The sequence below is a fragment of the Chromobacterium vaccinii genome, from assembly GCF_001855275.1.
GTDB classification, from domain to species: Bacteria; Pseudomonadota; Gammaproteobacteria; order Burkholderiales; family Chromobacteriaceae; genus Chromobacterium; species Chromobacterium vaccinii.
This window is the reverse complement of record NZ_CP017707.1, coordinates 2,009,724-2,028,207: the sequence shown is the minus strand read 5'-3', so window position 1 is coordinate 2,028,207 and position 18,484 is coordinate 2,009,724. Positions and strand designations below refer to the sequence as shown.

Here is an 18,484-nt window from a genome sequence, read left to right as displayed (position 1 = left end):
CGCGTCAAGCTCCTTGCGCTTCAGTGGCGCGAGCCGAGGTCGCGGTCGGCGGCCGGGCCTGCCAGCAGGCGGGTCAGCTCGTCGCAGGCGACGATTTTGCCGTCGCGCAGCGTAATGTGGGCCTGCACCTGGAAGCGGGCGGCGCTGCCGTCTTTCTTGGCGACATGCACCTGATGGTGGGTCAGCACGCAGTCGTGATCTTGGGCTACGGCCAGGAAATGCACCGCCATTTTTTCCACAACTTCACGTTGCATGCGCAGATGGCGCTTGAAGCCGGCGAGGTCCAGTTCGCGGCCGTCGACGCGCTGGCGGTAGCCGGGCGCCATGTAGCGGGCGATGCTGTCGTCGTCGATGCGGCCGGCTTCGATCAGCTCGGCGAACATGCCGCGGACGATGGCGAGGTTGTCGGGGGCTCGGAGGGAAGAGCTCATGGTGCAGTCTCCTGAGGCGGCGCGCCGCGCCGATGGTGGATGACGACACTGTAGGAGCTTTACGGTTTGATGCGTTAGCGGCAAAGTATCAATTATTGTCTCAATCGGATCAATCATGGATACCGTTAATCTGCCGTTTCGCTGTCTGGCGGTGCAAGGGGTGTCGCGCGGCGGGGTCGCCAGCCATGTCCATGAGGTCGGCCAGCTGATTTATCTGCGCCGCGGCGCGATGCTGTGCCAGAGCGAAACCATGCGCTGGCTGATGGCGGCGGGGCAGGTAGGCTGGATTCCCGCCGGCATGGCGCACAGCGCCGAACCGCTGGCGGAGCTGGCTGGCGTGACGGCCTATGCCGACAGCGCCGCCTACCCGGATCTCCCTGCCGAGGCGAGAGTGGTGCCGGCCGGCGGCATGATGGGCATGCTGCTGGAGAGGCAGCTGAGCTACGAGGCGGAGCCGTGGCGCGGCCGCCGGCAACGGCTGGCCGGGGTGATCGTCGACGAGCTGCTGCAACTGGCGCCCTTGCCGCAGCAACTGCCTTTGCCGGCCGAGCGCCGCTTGCGCGCGCTGTGTCGGCGAGTGCTGGCGGATTTGGGGCGAGGATGGCTGCTGGACGAGCTGGCGGCGGCGCATGGGTTTTCCCGCGCCAGCCTGACGCGGGCGTTCGCCAGGGAAACCGGGGTGTCGTTCGGCAATTGGCTGGGACAAGCCAGGCTGCTGGAGGCGGTGCGCCTGCTCAGCGGCGGCGCGGCGGTGGGGGAGACCGCGTTACAGGTAGGCTATCAGTCCCTGAGCGCGTTTGGCGCGGCGTTCCGTCGCCATCTGGGTATGGCGCCGGGCGAATTCCAGCGTGCTCAGGCCCGCGCTTGAGTCCAACGGGGCGGAGCGGGATTGCGCCGGACTGGGCGCGGTTTGCTGGCTGTTCAGCAGCCGGCGGAACAGCATTTCCGCCAGTTCGCGTTGGGTCGGTGTTTGTCCCTGGCTGGCGGCGGCGATGCCGTCGACCCGTTGCGGGGAGGGCTGCCGCAGCGCCGCGATGGGCGGCAGATGGGGATCGGGCAGATTCATGACGCTCTCTTTGGGTAATATTCACATTATTTGAGAGCGAATAGTTGCTATTGTTCTTCGATTTGCAGGAAATTTACAAATAAACAATGGCATAGCGCAAATCCTAGCCTTGCCATGATGGCATGGTTGGCCATGCCGGGAGCGAAACAGGAATGGGAAGAGAGAAAACGGGCGGGCTGGTGTATTCCACCGAGCATGGCCGGATGTGCCCGGAATGCCGGCAGCCCGTGACGCAATGTCGCTGCAAGGCGCTGGCCGCGCCTGCCGGGGACGGCGTGGTCCGGGTGTCCAGGGAAACCAAGGGCCGCGGCGGCAAGGCGGTCACGGTGGTGAAGGGGCTGCAACTGGCGGCCGACGAACTGACCAAGGTGGGGAAGCAGCTGCGCGCGCGTTGCGGCAGCGGCGGCACGGTGAAAGACTGGACGTTGGAGATCCAGGGCGACCACGTCGAGATCGTGGTCGCGGAGCTGGCCAGGCTGGGCTTCAAGGCCAAGCGGGCGGGCGGCTAGGCGCCGCCCGCGCCGGATCAGAACTTCCGGCCCAGCGCCGCCTTGTGCATGATGGTGGACGCGATCTCCTCGATCGACTTGTGCGTGGTGCTGATGAAGGGCACGCCGTGATGGCGGAACATCGATTCCGCCTCATTCACCTCGCGCCGGCAGTTGTCCATGCTGGCGTACTTGGAGTCCGGCCGGCGCTCCGAGCGGATGTGGTGCAGCCGGTTGGGATCGATGGTGAGGCCGAACATCTTGTCCTTGAACGGCAGCAGGATTTTGGGCAGGGTCGGGCTGCCCAGGTCTTCCGGCGTCAGCGGATAGTTGGCGGCGCGGATGCCGTATTGCAGCGCCAGGTAGAGGCAGGTCGGGGTCTTGCCGGAGCGGGACACGCCAACCAGAATCACATCGGCTTCGTCCAGATCCTTCAGCTTGACGCCGTCGTCGTGGTTCAGCGAGAAGTTCACCGCTTCGATCCGGTGGTCGTATTTCTCCTCGTTGACCATGCCGTGGGCCTTGCCCACCGTCAACGTCGCCTTCTGGCCGAGCTCGCCCTCCAGGTGGCCGATGAAGGTTTCGAAGAAGTCGATCAGCACCACGTTGTTGAGCCGCAGCGCTTCGCGCACTTCGGGATTGACGATGCTGGTGAAGACCATCGGGCGCAGATGGTCGCGCTCGGCCACCTCGCTGATGCGCTCGGCCAGCGCCCGCGCCTTTTCCACGGTGTCGACGAAGGGCACGGTTTCGCGGTGGAAATCCAGCGCGTCGAATTGGGTCAGCAGCGTGTGGCCCAGGGATTCGGCGGTGATGCCGGTGCGGTCTGAGATGAAGAAGGCTGAACGGTGGTGCGACATGGATGACCTTGCGGATGGTGGATTTGCCTGCTGCAAAGTGTATACCGGCGCGGGCGGCGGCGATATGGCGAGGGCCGGTTCGTTTTCTTCATGTAATCATAAAATTACATGACGTTTGCTTATTCAGGACTGTCATCCTCAAAACAACTGTTTGATTGTATTGATTTTGTCGATGGGCCTGTCGCAAAAAGTCTTGTGCAGCGCAAAAGATGCTACGCAATTCGCACGTAATTCGGCTAGAATGCGGCCCATCGTCCCAATCCCAACACAGGAAGTGAAGTGATGGCAGACAACTACGTCATCTGGTTCGAGAAGCTGCGTATGACCGACGTGGAAGAGGTAGGCGGCAAGAACGCCTCCCTCGGCGAAATGATCAGTCAGCTGGCGGGTTCCGGCGTTCGTGTTCCCGGCGGCTTTGCCACCACCGCCCAGGCGTACCGGGATTTCCTGCAGCACAATGGCCTGGCCGACAAGATCAGCGCCGCGCTGGCCAAACTCGATATCGACGACGTCAGCGAACTGGCCCGGGTGGGCAAGGAAATCCGCCAGTGGATCATCGACACCCCGTTCCCGGCCAAACTGGATGCAGACATCAAGGAAGCCTGGGACAAGATGGTGGCCGACGCCGGCGGCGCCGACATCTCCGTAGCGGTCCGCTCTTCCGCCACCGCCGAGGACCTTCCCGATGCCTCGTTCGCAGGCCAGCAAGAAACCTTCCTGAATATCCGCGGCCTTGACAATGTCAAGGATGCGATGAAGCACGTTTTCGCCTCCCTCTACAACGACCGCGCCATCTCCTACCGCGTGCACAAGGGCTTCGCCCACGACGTGGTGGCCTTGTCCGCCGGCGTGCAGCGCATGGTGCGTTCCGACATGGGCGCGGCTGGCGTGATGTTCACCATCGACACCGAATCCGGTTTTGAAGACGTGGTGTTCATCACCGCTTCCTATGGCCTGGGCGAGACCGTGGTGCAGGGCGCCGTGAACCCGGACGAGTTCTACGTGCACAAGCCGACGCTGAAAGCCGGCCGTCCGGCGGTGCTGCGCAAGACCATGGGCTCCAAGCTGATCAAGATGGAGTTCACCGACGCCTCGCAAGCCGGCCGTTCGGTCAAAACCGTGGATGTGGAGCCGGCGCTGCGCAAAGAATTCTCGATCAACGACGCAGAAGTGGCCGAACTGGCCGAGTACGCGCTGATCATCGAAAAGCATTACGGCCGTCCGATGGACATCGAGTGGGGCCGCGACGGCGTGGACGGCAAGCTGTACATCCTGCAGGCGCGTCCGGAAACCGTTAAGTCGCAGGAAGACCGCAAGGACACCCTGCGCCGCTACCGCCTGAACAGCAAGTCCGAAATCCTGTGCGAAGGCCGCGCCATCGGCCAGAAGATCGGCCAGGGCACCGTGCGCACCATCCGCGACGCGTCCGAGATGGATCAGGTCAAGCCGGGCGACGTGCTGGTGACCGACATGACCGACCCGGATTGGGAACCGGTGATGAAGCGCGCAGCCGCCATCGTCACCAACCGCGGCGGCCGCACCTGCCACGCGGCGATCATCGCGCGCGAATTGGGCATCCCGGCCGTGGTCGGCTGCGGCGACGCCACCCGCGTGTTGAAGGCAGGCATGCAGGTGACCGTGTCTTGCGCCGAGGGCGACACCGGCAACATTTACGACGGACTGCTGGACGTGGAAATCATCGATCTGGAACTGGACAAGATGCCCAAGGCGCCGGTCAAGATCATGATGAACGTCGGCAACCCGGAACTGGCGTTCGATTTCGCCCAGCTGCCGAACGAAGGCGTGGGCCTGGCGCGGATGGAGTTCGTCATCAACCGCCAGATCGGCATCCACCCGAAGGCGCTGCTGGAATTCGACAAGCTGAGCCCGGAGCTGAAGGAAACCATTTCCGACCGCATCGCCGGCTACGCCAGCCCGGTTGACTTCTACGTCGACAAGATCGCCGAAGGCGTGTCCACGCTGGCCGCGGCGTTCTACCCGAAGAAGGTCATCGTGCGCATGTCGGACTTCAAGTCCAACGAGTACGCCAACCTGATCGGCGGCCAGCTGTACGAACCGCACGAAGAAAACCCGATGATCGGCTTCCGCGGCGCCGCCCGCTACGTGGCCGAATCGTTCCGCGACTGTTTCGAGCTGGAATGCCGCGCCATCAAGAAGGTGCGCGACGTGATGGGCCTGACCAACGTGGAAGTGATGATCCCCTTCGTCCGCACGCTGGCCGAAGCCGAGAAGGTGGTCGAGATCCTGGCCGAAAACGGCCTGAAGCGCGGCGAAAACGGCCTGCGCCTGATCATGATGTGCGAACTGCCGACCAACGCGGTGCTGGCCGAGAAGTTCCTGCAGCATTTCGACGGCTTCTCGATCGGCTCCAACGACATGACCCAGCTGACGCTGGGCGTGGACCGCGACTCCGGCGGCCCGATCGCCTCCACCTTCGACGAGCGCAATGAGGCGGTGAAGGCGATGCTGCACATGTCCATCCAGGCTTGCCGCAAGCTGGGCAAGTATGTGGGCATCTGCGGCCAGGGCCCGTCCGACCATCCGGATTTCGCCAAGTGGCTGGTGGAAGAAGGCATCGAGACCGTGTCGCTGAACCCGGACACCGTGGTGGAAACCTGGCTGTACCTGGCCAAGGAACTGAACAGCTGAGGCTGACGGCAATCCATCGGTGAGTGAGAAACCGCCCGAAAACGGGCGGTTTTTCTTTGCCTGCCGCTGGCTGAGCTCAGCTTCCGGCGCCGCCGTTCCGGCCCAGCTGATCCTGGATCAGCTTGGCCTTTTCCAGCAGCCGCTCGGTGCCTTTTTCCCGCTCCGCCTCCTGCTCCTGCCGCGCCTCCGCGGCTTCGCGCTCGGCGGCCATCGCCTGTTGCTCGCCTTCCTGCAGCAGGGCGTCGATGGCGTCGAAATTGAAGAAGTCGCGGGTATTCGCCAGCCGCTCCGAGTAATGGACCACGTTGGCGGCGTCGGCAAGGATGATGGATGGCGAGGTATAGCCGCTGAGCGGGTACTCGGTGATCAGCACGCCGTAGCGCTTGTGGAAGTCGCGGCCGCGCAGCGTGGACAGCAGCGCGATATTGGGCAGGCCGTGCTCGTGCCGCGCGCGCGCCAGCGACGACGGCGAGTCGACGGTTATCACAATCAGCTTCAGATGGGGCCAGCTGTCCAGAAAGCGCCGGGTTTCCCGCAGTAGCAACAGGCCGGCGTGTTCTTCCTCGTCGACCGACAACAGGGTGACGATCAGCTTCGGCGTGTGGGAGAAGCCCTCCAGCGGGGCGTCGCGCTTCTGGTCGTCCACCAGCATGAAGCTGGGCAAATAGCTGCCTTGGCGTGGGAAATCGCCGATGACGGGCAGCATTTCATCGCCGTATTGCACCCAAAAGTCTTCCATTTCCACTCCTCCTAGCATTTTCATCGTGGACGAGCGGACAGCGAAATCAAGAATTTCGTCCTAAATGAAACGAAAAACCCGCCTGGCGGCGGGTTGGCGGAAACGGGAGTGGGCGCCTCAGGAAGTCTGCAGCGCCGGCTCCGGAGCGGTTTCCTGCCGGCTTCTGGGCGGGGCGGGCGGCTCGGCGCCCTCCAGCACCTGGCGCATCCGTTCGACATCCAAGGCTTTTTCCCACTTGGCGATCACCACGGTGGCGACGCCGTTGCCGATCAGGTTGGTGATGGCGCGGGCCTCGGACATGAAGCGGTCGATGCCTATCAGCAGCGCCAGGCCTTCCACCGGCAGCTTGCCGCCCAGCGTGGCCAGCGTGGCGGCCAGCGTGATGAAGCCGCCGCCGGTCACCGCCGCCGCGCCCTTGGAGGTCAAGAGCAGCACGCCGATGATGGCCAGCTCCTCGCCCAGCGTCAGGTTCACATTGGTGGCCTGGGCGATGAAGATCGCCGCCATGGTCAGGTAGATGGAAGTGCCGTCCAGGTTGAACGAGTAGCCGGTGGGCACCACCATGCCGACCACCGGCTTGGAGCAGCCCAGGTTCTCCAGCTTCTTCATGATGCCCGGCAGCGCCGATTCGGACGAAGACGTGCCCAGCACCAGCAGGATTTCTTCCTTGATGTAGACCAGGAAGCGCCACAGGCTGAAGCCGGAGAAGCGGGCGATGGTGCCCAGCACGATGAAGACGAAGGCGAAGCAGGTCAGATACACGCAGGCCATCAAAAAGCCCAACTGCTTCAAGGAGCCGATGCCGTACTTGCCGATGGTGAAGGCCATCGCGCCGAAAGCGCCGATCGGGGCCAGCTTCATCAGCATATTGATCACGCCGAACAACGCGTGGGAGAACTCGTCCAGGATGTGGACGATGTTCTTGCCGTTGTCTCCCATCTTGGTCAGCGCCAGGCCCAGCAGCACCGAGAAGGTCAGCACCTGCAGGATCTCGCCGCTGGCGAAAGCGCCGACGACGGTGTCCGGGATGATGTGCAGCAGGAAATCGACGGTGTTCATTTCCTTGGCGCCGGCGGTGTATTTGGCGATGTCCTTGGCGTGCAGCGTGTGCGGGTCGATGTTGAGGCCGGAGCCGGGCTGCAGCAGGTTGACCACGACCAGGCCGATCACCAGCGCCAGCGTGGTGACGGCTTCGAAGTAGAACAGCGCCTTGACGCCGACGCGGCCCACTTCCTTCATGTCGCCCATCTTGGCGATGCCGACCACGACGGTGGCGAAAATGATGGGGGCGATCATCATCTTGATCAACTTGATGAAGGCGTCGCCCAGCGGTTTCATCTTGGCGCCGAGGTCAGGCGCGAGGGCGCCGAGCGTGACGCCCAGCGCGATGGCGATCAGCACCTGGACGTACAGGCGCGAAAAGAAGGGGGTCTTGGTTTGCATGGTTCTCCCGACTGGCGTTGGTTGCTTCGGATGCGGACTCTTGGATGGTCCATTTGCATCCGATGCTAACAACAGCCATCAGCCGGGAGCATTGTCGATATCCCTATCGGGGATAACCCTGATGCCGTATCTGATTTGAATATTCAGTGCAGCTGCTTCAGATAGGACGCGAAGCCGCTGAGCAGCATTTCCACCGAGATCGCGGTCAGCACCAGGCCCATCAGCCGCTCCAGCGCGGTGATGGCCTGTTCGCCCAGCAGCTTCTGCAGCTTGCCGGAGAACAGGAACACCACGGTGGTGACCAGCATGCAGATGGTCAGCGCGCCCATCCATTCCAGCATCCGGCCCGGCTCGCGGGTGGACAGCAAGAGCACGGTGGCCATCGCCGACGGGCCGGCGATCAGCGGAATGGCGATCGGCACGATGAAAGGCTCGCCGTGCAGCTTGTCGCCGCCGAACACGCTGCCTTCGCCGGGGAAGATCATCTTGATCGCGATCAGGAACAGGATCACGCCGCCGGCGATGCGCATCGACTCGTCGGTCAGGTGCATCAGCTCGAGGAAGTTGCGGCCGAACAGCATGAAGATGGTCAGCACCAGGAAGGCGATCAGGCACTCGCGGTAGACCACGCGCTTGCGGCGCTCGGGCTTCACTTGCTTCAGCGCGGAGATGAACAGCGGGATATTGCCGAGCGGGTCGGTGATCAGGATCAGCAGGATGGTGGCGGATAGAAACGAGGTTTGCATGGTTTGAGGCTTGGGTGGGTTCGGCTGCGATTATCTCATGCCGGCCGAATGGCGGCGAGCGGGGATGCGACTGGAAATTAACCGTTCTCGCAGCTCCTGGCGGCGAACGTCCGTAAAAATGCCGCCCGGCCATAGGCGGGGCGGCATGTCGCCGGAGCGGGCGGGCGTTTACTGCTCGCCGTTTTCGGACTCGGTCTCGCCGTTTTCCCCGTCCTTCTGCTTGCGCGCGCTGCCTTCCACCATATTGATGACGAACAGGCGGCATTGCAGCGAGCCGTTGAACAGCGGCGTGCGGCGCTTCGGCGCCAGGTGGATCAGCTTGCCCAGGCGCAGGTCGCCGCTGAACAGGCAGGCGGTCCAGCCGGCGAAGTGGGCCTTCAGCCAGTCGCCCAGCTCCGGGTACCAGGCCGCCAGCTGGTCCTGTTCTTCCAGCCGCACGCCGTAGGGCGGGTTGCTGACGATCAGGCCGTGCTCAGCGTGAGGGCGGGTGTCGGCTACGTCGGCGGCCGCGACTTCGATCAGGTCGGCCAGGCCGGCGCGCTCCAGGTTGGCGCGGGCGATGTTGATCATGGCTTGCGAGCGGTCCGAGCCGCGGATGGCCAGCGAAGCGGCCGGCTGCTCGGCCTTGCGAGCGTCGAGTTGCAGTTTTTCCCAGGCGGCGGAATCGAAGTTGGAGAGCGCTTCGAAGCCGAAGCCGCGGGCGCGGCCCGGCGCGCGGTTCAGCGCGATGTCGGCGGCCTCCACCAGGAAGGTGCCGCTGCCGCACATCGGGTCCAGCAGCGGCTGGCTGCCGTCATAGCCGGCCAGCAGCAGGATGCCGGCGGCCAGGTTTTCGCGCAGCGGCGCTTCGCCGGTTTCCTCGCGCCAGCCGCGCTTGAACAGCGGCTCGCCGCTGGTGTCCAGATAGATGGTCGCCTCGTCGGCGGTCAGGAACACATTGACGCGCACGTCCGGGTGGCGGGTGTCGACGCTGGGGCGGCCCTGATGGGTCTGGCGGAAGCGGTCGCAGATCGCGTCCTTCACCGTCAGGCCGATGTAGTCCAGGCTCTTGACGCGGGCGGCGATGCCGTCGGCCTTCAGTTTGATGGTGCGCGACACGTCGAACCAGCGCGGCCAGTCCACGCCCATCGCCAGCCGGTAGATGTCCTGGTCGGCGTGGTAGCCGCCGTGGGCCAGGCGCAGCAGCACGCGGCTGGCGGTGCGGCTGTGCAGGTTGACTGCCATCATCAACCGCGCGTCGCCGGCGAAGGCCACGCCGCCGTCGGTCGGCGCGATGTCGCCGGCGCCCAGCGCCAGCAATTCGTCGGCCAGGGTCTGCTCCAGGCCGCGCGGGCAGGGGGCGAACAGCGACAGCCGGCTGTCCAGGCGATTGGTGATCACGTTTTCGGCGCGGGCGGCCGGCGCGTGGCCGTGGCCGCCGTCATGCGGGCGCTGTTCGAAAGCGCGGCGCGGCTGGTCGACGCGGTGGGTGTCGCCGAAGGGCTGCAAGCCGCGCGGGCGATGCTCGTGCCGGTCGCCGCGCGGGCCGCGGTCTTCGCGCGGTTGCCATTGCGGCTTGTCGTCGCGGCTGAAGCGGTTGTCGCGCTCGCCGTCCTCGCGTTTGGAGAACAGTTTGCGCGGCGCGTCGCCGTCCTGGCGCGGCTCGCGGTCTTCGCGCGGCTGCCATTGCGGCTTGTCGTCGCGGCGGAAGCGGTTGTCGCGTTCGCCGTCCTCGCGCTTGGAGAACAGCTTGCGCGGCGCGTCGCCGTCCTGGCGCGGAGCGCGTTCTTCGCGCGGCTGCCATTGCGGCTTGTCGTCGCGGCGGAAGCGGTTGTCGCGCTCTCCGTCCTCACGCTTGGCGAAGGGCTTGCGCGGCGCGTCGCCGTCGTGGCGCGGAGCGCGTTCTTCGCGCGGTTGCCACTGCGGCTTGTCGTCGCGGCGGGAATGGCTGTCGCCGCCCTCGCGCTTGGCGAACACCTTGCGCGGACCGTTGTCGCCGTAGGAGGCGCGGTCCTCGCGGGCTTGCCACTGCGGCTTGTCATCGCGGCGGAAGTCGCCTTCGGCGCGCGGCTTGAATTCGCGCGGCGGGGCGTCTTCGGTATGCAGCGGCTTGCGGCCGGACGGGCCGCGGTCGCGGCTGTAGCGCTTGTCCTGCGGCGCGCCGTCGCGGCGGAATTCGGAAGCGCGTTCCACGCCTTCCGGCAGCGGCTTGCGATTGGACGGACCGCGGTCGCGGTCGTAGCGGCGCTCATGGCCGGCTTCCGGCTGGCGCTTGTCGAGGCGGCGATCGTCCTGGCGCGGCTGCCAGGCCGGCTTGTCGCCGTCGCGGTTGAAACGCTTCTGCTGGTCTTCGCCGCGGTCGTCAGGGCGCTTGTCGAGGCGGCGATCGTCCTGGCGCGGCTGCCAGGCCGGCTTGTCGCCGTCGCGGCTGAAACGCTTCTGCTGGCCTTCGCCGCGGTCGTCAGGGCGCTTGTCGAAGCGGCGATCGTCCTGGCGCGGTTGCCAGGCCGGCTTGTTGCCGTCGCGGCTGAAACGCTTCTGCTGGCCTTCGCCGCGGTCGTCGGGGCGCTTGTCGAAACGACGATCGTCCTGGCGCGGCTGCCAGGCCGGCTTGTCGCCGTCGCGGTTGAAGCGTTTTTGCTGGCCGTCGCCGCGGTCGTCGGGGCGCTTGTCGAAGCGGCGCTGCTCCTGGCCGGGCTTCCAGTCAGGCTTGCCCGGACCGGGCCGCTGGCCGGAATAGGGCGCGCGCGGCTTGCCGTCCTGAGGCTGCCGATCGGGGGCGCTCGGGTTTCCGCCTGCCGGCGAGTTGGCCGCGCGTTCGCGGCTGGTTTGATCGCGGCGCTGGCTGGCGCGTTGGCGGGAGCGGAAACTGGACATGAAACGACCTCGAATGGACAAGCTAAAATAAGTAATCCTTTAATTTTAACGTATTTGGCCGCCGCCTGCTTGGTGACGCTGCGGCTTTCCGCTACCATAACCGGTTCGATTGGATATTGGATTGCGATGTTGCACAGCAGTTTCGCCTCCCGGCTGGTGGCCTGGCAACGGCGGCACGGCCGCCACGACCTGCCCTGGCAGGTGAAGGATCCATACCGCGTCTGGCTGTCCGAGATCATGCTGCAGCAGACTCAGGTGAAGAGCGTGCTCGATTATTATCCGCGCTTCCTGGCCCGTTTTCCGGATGTGGCGGCGCTGGCCGCAGCGCCGGCGGACGACGTGCTGGCGCAGTGGAGCGGCCTGGGTTACTACAGCCGGGCGCGCAATCTGCACAAGGCGGCGCGGATGGTGATGGACGCGTTCGGCGGCGAGTTTCCGCCCGAGCGCGAGCGGCTGGAGCGCTTGCCCGGCGTCGGGCGGTCCACCGCCGCCGCGATTTCGGCCTTCGCCTTCGGCCGGCGCGAAACCATCCTGGACGGCAATGTCAAGCGCGTGCTGGCGCGCTGTTTCGGCATAGACGGCTTTCCCGGCGACAAGGCCATCGAGAAACGGATGTGGTCGCTGGCCGAGCAGATCCTGCCGGCCGACGCCGCCGACATCGGCCCCTATGTGCAGGGTCTGATGGACTTGGGCGCCACGGTATGCAGCCGCGGCAAGCCAGCCTGTACCGTCTGCCCGATGGCGGATGGCTGCGTGGCCGCGCGCGAGGGCCGCACCGGCGAGCTGCCGACGCCGCGGCCGAAGAAAGCGGTGCCGACGCGCCACACCGCGATGCTGCTGGCGCGGCACGAAAACAAGGTATGGCTTGAGCGCCGGCCGCCCACCGGCATCTGGGGCGGATTGCTGTCGCTGCCGGAGTTCGGCACCACGCTAGAGATGGAAGGCTGGCTGAGCGGCCGGGGAGATGGCGACATGCTGCCCGCCTGGCCGGAGCTGGAACATGTATTCACCCATTTTCGCCTGATCATCACCCCGCAGCCGGTCCGGATCGACCGCCTGGCCGCGGCTGGAGTCGCCGAGGCCGATGGCCAGTGGCTGGACATCGATCAGGCGGTGGACGCCGGCGTGCCGGCTCCTGTGCGCCGATTGCTGCTGAGGCTGGCGGCGCATGATTGAAAGAGGGCAGGCTAGCCCTGTCCGCGTGGCCAATCCGCTGGCCGGGCGAGCCCGGCCGCGGTTTTAAGACGGCGAGTCCGTCCAGATAGAACTGATATGGTTTCCGTAGTCCGCACCGTTGCCGATACCCTGGCCGACGCCGCCGACCCGGCGCGCTGGCTGGAGCGCATGTCCGCCGTCTTTCCCCATGAGGAAGGCGCGCTGCTGGCGCGCGCCTTCCACGCCGCGCGGGAGCTGTACGCCGGCAAGGCCGTTCCCTCCACCGGAGAAGACCTGTTCACCCACGCGGTGGCCGCCGCCGCGGTGGTCGCCGATCTGAACCTGCTGCCCGACGCCATCGTCGCCACCTTGCTGTTCTCGGCGCCGGACTACCAGCCGGAATGGCAGGCCTGGCTGACCGAGGCCTTCAACCCGACCGTGGCGATGCTGGTGGACGGCGTCGGCGGCGTGCGCCGCATCACCGAGTTCGCCCGCATCGACAGGATGGCCACGCCCGAAGACTGCGCGCGCCAGGCCGAGACCATGCGCAAGATGCTGCTGGCGATGGTGGCGGACATCCGCGTGGTGCTGATCAAGCTGGCCTGGCGCACCCAGACCATGCACTACCTGGCCAACGTGCAGGACGAGGCGGTGCGCCGCCGCATCGCCGGCGAGACGCTGGAGTTGTTCGCGCCCCTGGCCAACCGCCTGGGCGTCTGGCAGATCAAGTGGGAGCTGGAGGACCTGGGCCTCAGGCATACCGAGCCGGACACCTACAAGAAGATCGCCAAGTTGTTGGACGAGCGCCGGCTGGAGCGCATCGACTATATCGAGCGGGTGCTGGATGTCTTGCGCGAGGAATTGAAAAAGGCCGGCGTCAGGGCCGAGGTGGCCGGCCGGCCCAAGCACATCTATTCCATCTGGAAGAAGATGAAGAAGAAAAGGCTCGATTTCACCGAGCTTTACGATATCCGCGCGGTGCGCATCCTGGTGGACAAGCTGCCGGACTGCTACACCGCGCTCGGCATCATCCACGGCATGTGGCAGCCGATCCGCGGCGAGTTCGACGACTACATCTCCCATCCCAAGGCCAATAACTACCGCAGCCTGCACACCGCGGTGGTCGGCCCCGAGGACAAGGCGCTGGAGGTGCAGATCCGCACCTTCGAGATGCACGAGCACGCCGAATTCGGCGTCGCCGCGCACTGGCGCTACAAGGAAGGCGGCAAGGGCGACGCCGCCTACGAAGAGAAGATTTCCTGGCTGCGCCAGCTGCTCGATTGGCGCGAGGAAATGTCCGACCGCGAAGGCTTGGCCGAGGCGTTCAAGACCGAGCTGTTCGCCGACACCATCTACGTGCTGACGCCGCAGGGCAAGGTGCTGGCGCTGCCGCAAGGCGCGACGCCGATCGACTTCGCCTACGCCATCCACTCTGGCCTCGGCAACCGCTGCCGCGGCGCCAAGGTGGAGGGGCAGATCGTGCCGCTGTCCACGCCGCTGCAGAACGGCCAGCGGGTGGAAGTGCTGGTGGCCAAGGAAGGCGGCCCGTCGGTCAACTGGCTGCACGACGGCTGGGTGAAGAGCCACCGCGCCATCTCCAAGATCCGCCAGTACATCCGCCTGCAGAACGCCGACACCGTGCGCGAGACCGGCAAGGCGCTGTTCGAGCGCGAGCTGGCGCGGCGGCCGCACATCCAGCCCAATCTGCAGCAACTGGCGGAGAAGCTGGGCTACGACAAGCTGGACGAAGTCTACGGCGCGCTGGGGCACGGCGAGCTGACGATACGCGCGGTCAGCAACGCGATCACCAGCTTCGCGCCGCCGCCGGCGGTGGAGGTGCAGCCGGAAAGCCTGATCCGCGCCAGCAAGGGCGGCCACGACGCCGGCGGCGTGCTGATCGAGGGCGTGGACAATCTGATGACGGTGCTGGCCAAGTGCTGCAAGCCGGCGCCGCCCGACCAGGTGATGGGCTTCGTCACCAAGGGGCGCGGCATCTCCATCCACCGCAGCAGCTGTCTGACCTTGAAAAAGCTGTCGCAGGAAGTGCCGGAGCGGCTGATCGCCGCCGAGTGGGGCGAGCAGAAGAACAGCGTGTTCCCGATCGACATCGAGGTGATGTCGCAGGACCGGCCTGGCCTGCTGCGCGACATCTCCGACGTGCTGTCGCGCGAGAAACTGAACCTGATCGGCGTCAACACCCTGTCGCGCGACCAGAAGAGCCGCTTGCGGCTGACGGTGGAAGTGCGCCAGGTTCAGGACATCAGCCGCGTGCTGTCGCGCCTGATGGAATTGTCCGGCGTGCAGGAGGCGCGCCGGGTCTGAGCGGTAACGGAGAAGCCGGCTGGAATGCCCGCGGGACGGGCGTTGCGGCCGGTTTCGCTTTTGGCGCGGGCAAGTGGCCGGCGCCGGACGGTTTGCGTTTAAGCAAGTCGCATCGATTCGCAATTTGCTTTCATGTGAAGAAATTTTCATAATCGTGGGCATTGCCCTGGGTAAACCGCCGTCATGCGGTTTGCGCCTTTTGGACGCATACGAGAGAGATCGATATGTCTGCACTGATTGAAGCCGCGCGCCGCGCGCTGTCCCTGATGGACCTGACCACCCTCAACGACGACGACACCGACGAGAAGGTGGCCGCGCTGTGCCGCAAGGCCAAGAGCCCGGACGGCACCGTGGCGGCGGTATGCGTGTACCCGCGCTTCGTGCCCATCGCCAAGAAAACGCTGCGCGAAGCGGGTTGTCCGGAAGTGCGGGTGGCCACGGTCACCAACTTCCCGCACGGCAATGACGATATCTCGATCGCGGTGGCCGAAACCCGCGCCGCCATCGCCTACGGCGCCGACGAAGTGGACGTGGTGTTCCCGTACCGCGCGTTGATGGCCGGTAACCGCGATATCGGCTTCGAGCTGGTCAAGGCTTGCAAGGAAGCCTGCGGCGGCAAGCTGCTGAAGGTGATCATCGAGAGCGGCGAGCTGAAGGACGCGGCGCTGATCCGCGCAGCCAGCGAGATTTCCATCCGCGCCGGCGCCGACTTCATCAAGACTTCCACCGGCAAGGTGCCGGTCAACGCTACGCTGGCGGCGGCCGAAACCATGCTGGCCGTGATCAAGGAGCAGGGCGGCGAATGCGGCTTCAAGGCCGCCGGCGGCGTCAAAAGCGCCACCGAGGCCGCCGAATACCTGGCCCTGGCCGCGCGCCTGCTGGGCGAGGGCTGGGCGGACGCCCGCCATTTCCGTTTCGGCGCGTCCAGCCTGCTGGCCAATCTGCAGATCGAGATCGCCGGCGGCGTGGCCAAGCCGACTTCCGGCTACTGATCCATTCAAGAATTCGCGGGGTTACCGCACTCTGGCCGGGCGATTTCCCGGCCGCACCGCCCATTGCCGTCTCATTCTGCAGCGCAATGGGTTTCAGGCAGGAGAATGCCATGTTTTTGCCGCAGGAAATCATCCGCAAGAAACGCGACAACCTGACGCTGTCGCAGCAGGATATCCAGCAATTCGTCGCCGGCATCACCGACAACAGCGTCGCCGACAGCCAGATCGCCGCCTTGGCGATGGCCATCTACTTCAACGGCATGGAGCTGGACGAGAACGTCCACCTGGCGCTGGCGATGCGCGATTCCGGCCGGCGCATGCACTGGAAAGACCTGAACCTGCCGGGCCCCATCGTAGACAAGCACTCCACCGGCGGCGTCGGCGACGTGGTGTCGCTGATGCTCGGGCCGATGGTCGCCGCCTGCGGCGGCTTCGTGCCGATGATTTCCGGCCGCGGCCTGGGCCACACCGGCGGCACGCTGGACAAGCTGTCCGCGGTGCCCGGCTATAACCCGTTCCCCGAGCCGGAGCTGTTCCGCAAGGTGGTGAAGGACGTCGGCGTGGCCATCATCGGCCAGACCTCGGACCTGGCTCCGGCCGACCGCCGTTTCTACGCCACCCGCGACGTCACCGCCACGGTTGAGTCGATCGCGCTGATCACCGCGTCCATCCTGTCCAAGAAGCTGGCGGCGGGGCTCGACGTGCTGGTGATGGACGTGAAGGCCGGCAGCGGCGCCTTCATGCCGACCATGCAGAAGTCCATCGAACTGGCCGAGCGCATCGTCAAGGTGGGCAACGGCGCCGGCGTGGCCACCACCGCGCTGATCACCGAAATGAGCCAGCCGCTGGCCTCCACCGCCGGCAACAGCATCGAAACCCGCGAGGCGGTGCGTTACCTGAAAGGCGACGAGCGCAACCCGCGCCTGCACGAAGTGACGATGGCGCTGTGCGCGCAGATGCTGATCGGCGGCAAGCTGGCCGCCGACGAGGCCGACGCCCGCGCCAAGCTGCAGGCCGCGCTGGATTCCGGCCGCGCCGCCGAGATTTTCGGCCGCATGGTGACCGCGCTGGGCGGTCCGGCCGATTTCATGGAAAACTACGACCGCCATCTGGCGCCGGCCCCCATCGTGCGCCCGGTGTACGCCGACCGCGCCGGCTATGTCGGCGCGATGGACACCCGCGGCATCGGCATGGCGGTGTGCGCGCTGGGCGGCGGACGCCGCTTGGCCACCGACGTGCTGGATTTCCGCGTAGGACTGTCGCAGTTCGTCGAACTGGGCCAGAATATCGGCAAAGACACACCGCTGATGATGATCCACGCCGCCGACGAGGCGAGCTTCGAAGACGCGGCGCGCCGCGTCAAGGCCGCCATCCGCGTTGACGAAGCCGCGCCGTCCGAGCTGCCGCTGGTTTACCAGATCATCCGCGGCGAATAAGGCCGGGGAGGCATCATGAAACGCGCAATCATCTTGATCTTGGACTCGCTGGGCATCGGCGCGGCGGCCGACGCGCCGGCGTTCGGCGACGCCGGCAGCAACACGCTGGGCCACATCGCGATGGAGGCGGCCGCCGGCCGCGCCAACGTCGGCCGCAGCGGCCCGCTTAAGCTGCCCAACCTGTCCAAGGTGGGCCTGGGCCACGCCTGCCGGCTGTCGTCCGGCTATTTCCCGGAAGGCATGGACCCGGCCGATCCGGTGGCCGCCTACGGCTACGCCCGCGAAATCTCCAGCGGCAAGGACACTCCGTCCGGCCACTGGGAGATCGCCGGCGTGCCGGTGCTGTTCGATTGGGGCTATTTCTCCGACCACGACAACAGTTTTCCGCAGGCGCTGCTGGACGCCATCGTCGAGAAGGCAGGCCTGCCGGGCTACCTGGGCAATTGCCACGCTTCCGGCACCGAGATACTGGACCGCCTGGGCGAGGAGCACATGAAGAGCGGCAAGCCGATCTTCTACACCTCGGCCGACTCGGTGTTCCAGATCGCCTGCCACGAAGAAACCTATGGCCTCGAGCGCTTGTACGAACTGTGCAAGATCACGCGCGAGCTGTTGGAGCCTTACAATATCGGCCGCGTGATAGCCCGGCCCTTCGTCGGCGAAGGCAAGGGCAAGTTCGCCCGCACCGGCAACCGCAAGGACCTGGCGGTGGAGCCGCCGGCGGCCACGGTGTTGAAGAAGCTGGCCGATGCCGGCGGCGACGTGGTGTCGATCGGCAAGATCGCCGACATCTACGCCCACGTCGGCATCACCCACAAGCACAAGGCCACCGGCTTTGACCAGTTGTGGGACGCCACCCTGACGGCGATGGACCAGCATCAGGACAAGCCGGCCATCATCATGGCCAACTTCGTCGATTTCGACTCCAGCTACGGCCATCGCCGCAATACCGCCGGCTACGCCGCGGCGCTGGAAGAGTTCGACGCGCGCCTGCCCGAGGTGATGGCCTCGATGGGCGAGGACGATATTCTGATCCTGTCCGCCGACCACGGCTGCGACCCCACTTGGCCCGGCACAGACCACACCCGCGAGCACATCCCGGTACTGTGCTACGGCAAGAAGGTGAAGGCCGGTCCGATAGGCGAGCGCGCGACTTTCGCCGACATCGGCCAGAGCGTCGCCAGCCACCTGGGCCTGCCCAATATGGACTACGGCACGTCCTTCCTGGACTGATGCCGCCAGACCGGGCCGCCGCGCGCGGCCCGGCGTCTTTTTCCCCG

General features: G+C 65.8%; 15 protein-coding genes. 8 read left to right on the top strand and 7 right to left on the bottom strand.

The features are described from left to right. Positions 1–20: 20 nt before the first annotated feature. Positions 21–431: a nuclear transport factor 2 family protein gene (locus BKX93_RS09410; protein WP_052717294.1), complete on the bottom strand. Its 411-nt coding sequence runs from the start codon at positions 429–431 to the stop codon at positions 21–23. 115 nt (positions 432–546) lie between these two features. On the opposite strand from BKX93_RS09410, the gene BKX93_RS09405 reads away from it, so the two are divergent. Further along, positions 547–1,299 carry an AraC family transcriptional regulator gene (locus tag BKX93_RS09405; RefSeq protein ID WP_070979608.1) on the top strand — a complete coding sequence of 251 codons (753 nt, stop codon included), beginning with the start codon at positions 547–549 and terminating at the stop codon, positions 1,297–1,299. Here BKX93_RS09405 and BKX93_RS24630 read toward each other — a convergent pair. Continuing rightward, positions 1,198–1,497, bottom strand: coding sequence for a hypothetical protein (locus BKX93_RS24630; RefSeq protein ID WP_145929290.1), 300 nt, complete (start codon positions 1,495–1,497; stop codon positions 1,198–1,200). The genes BKX93_RS09405 and BKX93_RS24630 overlap by 102 nt on opposite strands. Before the next feature lie 152 nt (positions 1,498–1,649). On the opposite strand from BKX93_RS24630, the gene BKX93_RS09400 reads away from it, so the two are divergent. Further along, positions 1,650–2,006, top strand: coding sequence for a translation initiation factor Sui1 (locus BKX93_RS09400; protein WP_046166422.1), 357 nt, complete (start codon positions 1,650–1,652; stop codon positions 2,004–2,006). 17 nt (positions 2,007–2,023) lie between these two features. Here the strand turns inward: BKX93_RS09400 and ppsR are convergent, their stop codons facing one another. Then, a complete protein-coding gene (gene ppsR, locus BKX93_RS09395; RefSeq protein ID WP_046155506.1) occupies positions 2,024–2,845 on the bottom strand; it encodes a posphoenolpyruvate synthetase regulatory kinase/phosphorylase PpsR in 822 nt (273 codons plus the stop codon). Positions 2,846–3,127: 282 nt separating this feature from the next. Here ppsR and ppsA point away from each other — a divergent pair, with 282 nt between their 5' ends. Continuing rightward, positions 3,128–5,515 (top strand): phosphoenolpyruvate synthase, encoded by a 2,388-nt coding sequence (ppsA, locus tag BKX93_RS09390; protein WP_070979606.1) that lies wholly within the window; start codon positions 3,128–3,130, stop codon positions 5,513–5,515. A gap of 76 nt (positions 5,516–5,591) precedes the next feature. On the opposite strand, the gene BKX93_RS09385 is transcribed toward ppsA, so the two are convergent. The 4 genes from BKX93_RS09385 to BKX93_RS23655 form a co-directional block, all read right to left on the bottom strand. Continuing rightward, positions 5,592–6,254, bottom strand: a complete 663-nt coding sequence (locus BKX93_RS09385) for a redoxin family protein (RefSeq protein WP_046166420.1) — start codon at positions 6,252–6,254, stop codon at positions 5,592–5,594. A 117-nt stretch (positions 6,255–6,371) separates the two neighbouring features. Continuing rightward, complete coding sequence (locus BKX93_RS09380) at positions 6,372–7,697, bottom strand: dicarboxylate/amino acid:cation symporter (protein ID WP_046155503.1); 1,326 nt, start codon at positions 7,695–7,697, stop codon at positions 6,372–6,374. A 143-nt stretch (positions 7,698–7,840) separates the two neighbouring features. Beyond that, positions 7,841–8,443 (bottom strand): MarC family protein, encoded by a 603-nt coding sequence (locus BKX93_RS09375; protein WP_021478811.1) that lies wholly within the window; start codon positions 8,441–8,443, stop codon positions 7,841–7,843. Between the two features lie 168 nt (positions 8,444–8,611). Then, the gene (locus BKX93_RS23655) at positions 8,612–9,808 is read right to left on the bottom strand and encodes a THUMP domain-containing class I SAM-dependent RNA methyltransferase (protein ID WP_083340679.1); all 1,197 of its coding nucleotides are present in this window, start codon (positions 9,806–9,808) and stop codon (positions 8,612–8,614) included. A 1,620-nt stretch (positions 9,809–11,428) separates the two neighbouring features. Here BKX93_RS23655 and mutY point away from each other — a divergent pair. From mutY to BKX93_RS09345, 5 genes are all read left to right on the top strand, one after another. Then, positions 11,429–12,475, top strand: coding sequence for an A/G-specific adenine glycosylase (gene mutY, locus BKX93_RS09365; protein WP_070981759.1), 1,047 nt, complete (start codon positions 11,429–11,431; stop codon positions 12,473–12,475). A 96-nt stretch (positions 12,476–12,571) separates the two neighbouring features. Then, entirely contained in the window at positions 12,572–14,776 is a 2,205-nt protein-coding gene (locus tag BKX93_RS09360; protein ID WP_046155501.1) for a RelA/SpoT family protein, read from the top strand. A 224-nt stretch (positions 14,777–15,000) separates the two neighbouring features. Then, entirely contained in the window at positions 15,001–15,768 is a 768-nt protein-coding gene (deoC, locus tag BKX93_RS09355) for a deoxyribose-phosphate aldolase (RefSeq protein ID WP_046166417.1), read from the top strand. Between the two features lie 110 nt (positions 15,769–15,878). Continuing rightward, positions 15,879–17,204 carry a thymidine phosphorylase gene (gene deoA, locus BKX93_RS09350; RefSeq protein ID WP_046155499.1) on the top strand — a complete coding sequence of 442 codons (1,326 nt, stop codon included), beginning with the start codon at positions 15,879–15,881 and terminating at the stop codon, positions 17,202–17,204. A gap of 15 nt (positions 17,205–17,219) precedes the next feature. Next, positions 17,220–18,437 (top strand): phosphopentomutase, encoded by a 1,218-nt coding sequence (locus BKX93_RS09345; protein ID WP_070979603.1) that lies wholly within the window; start codon positions 17,220–17,222, stop codon positions 18,435–18,437. Positions 18,438–18,484 lie beyond the last annotated feature (47 nt).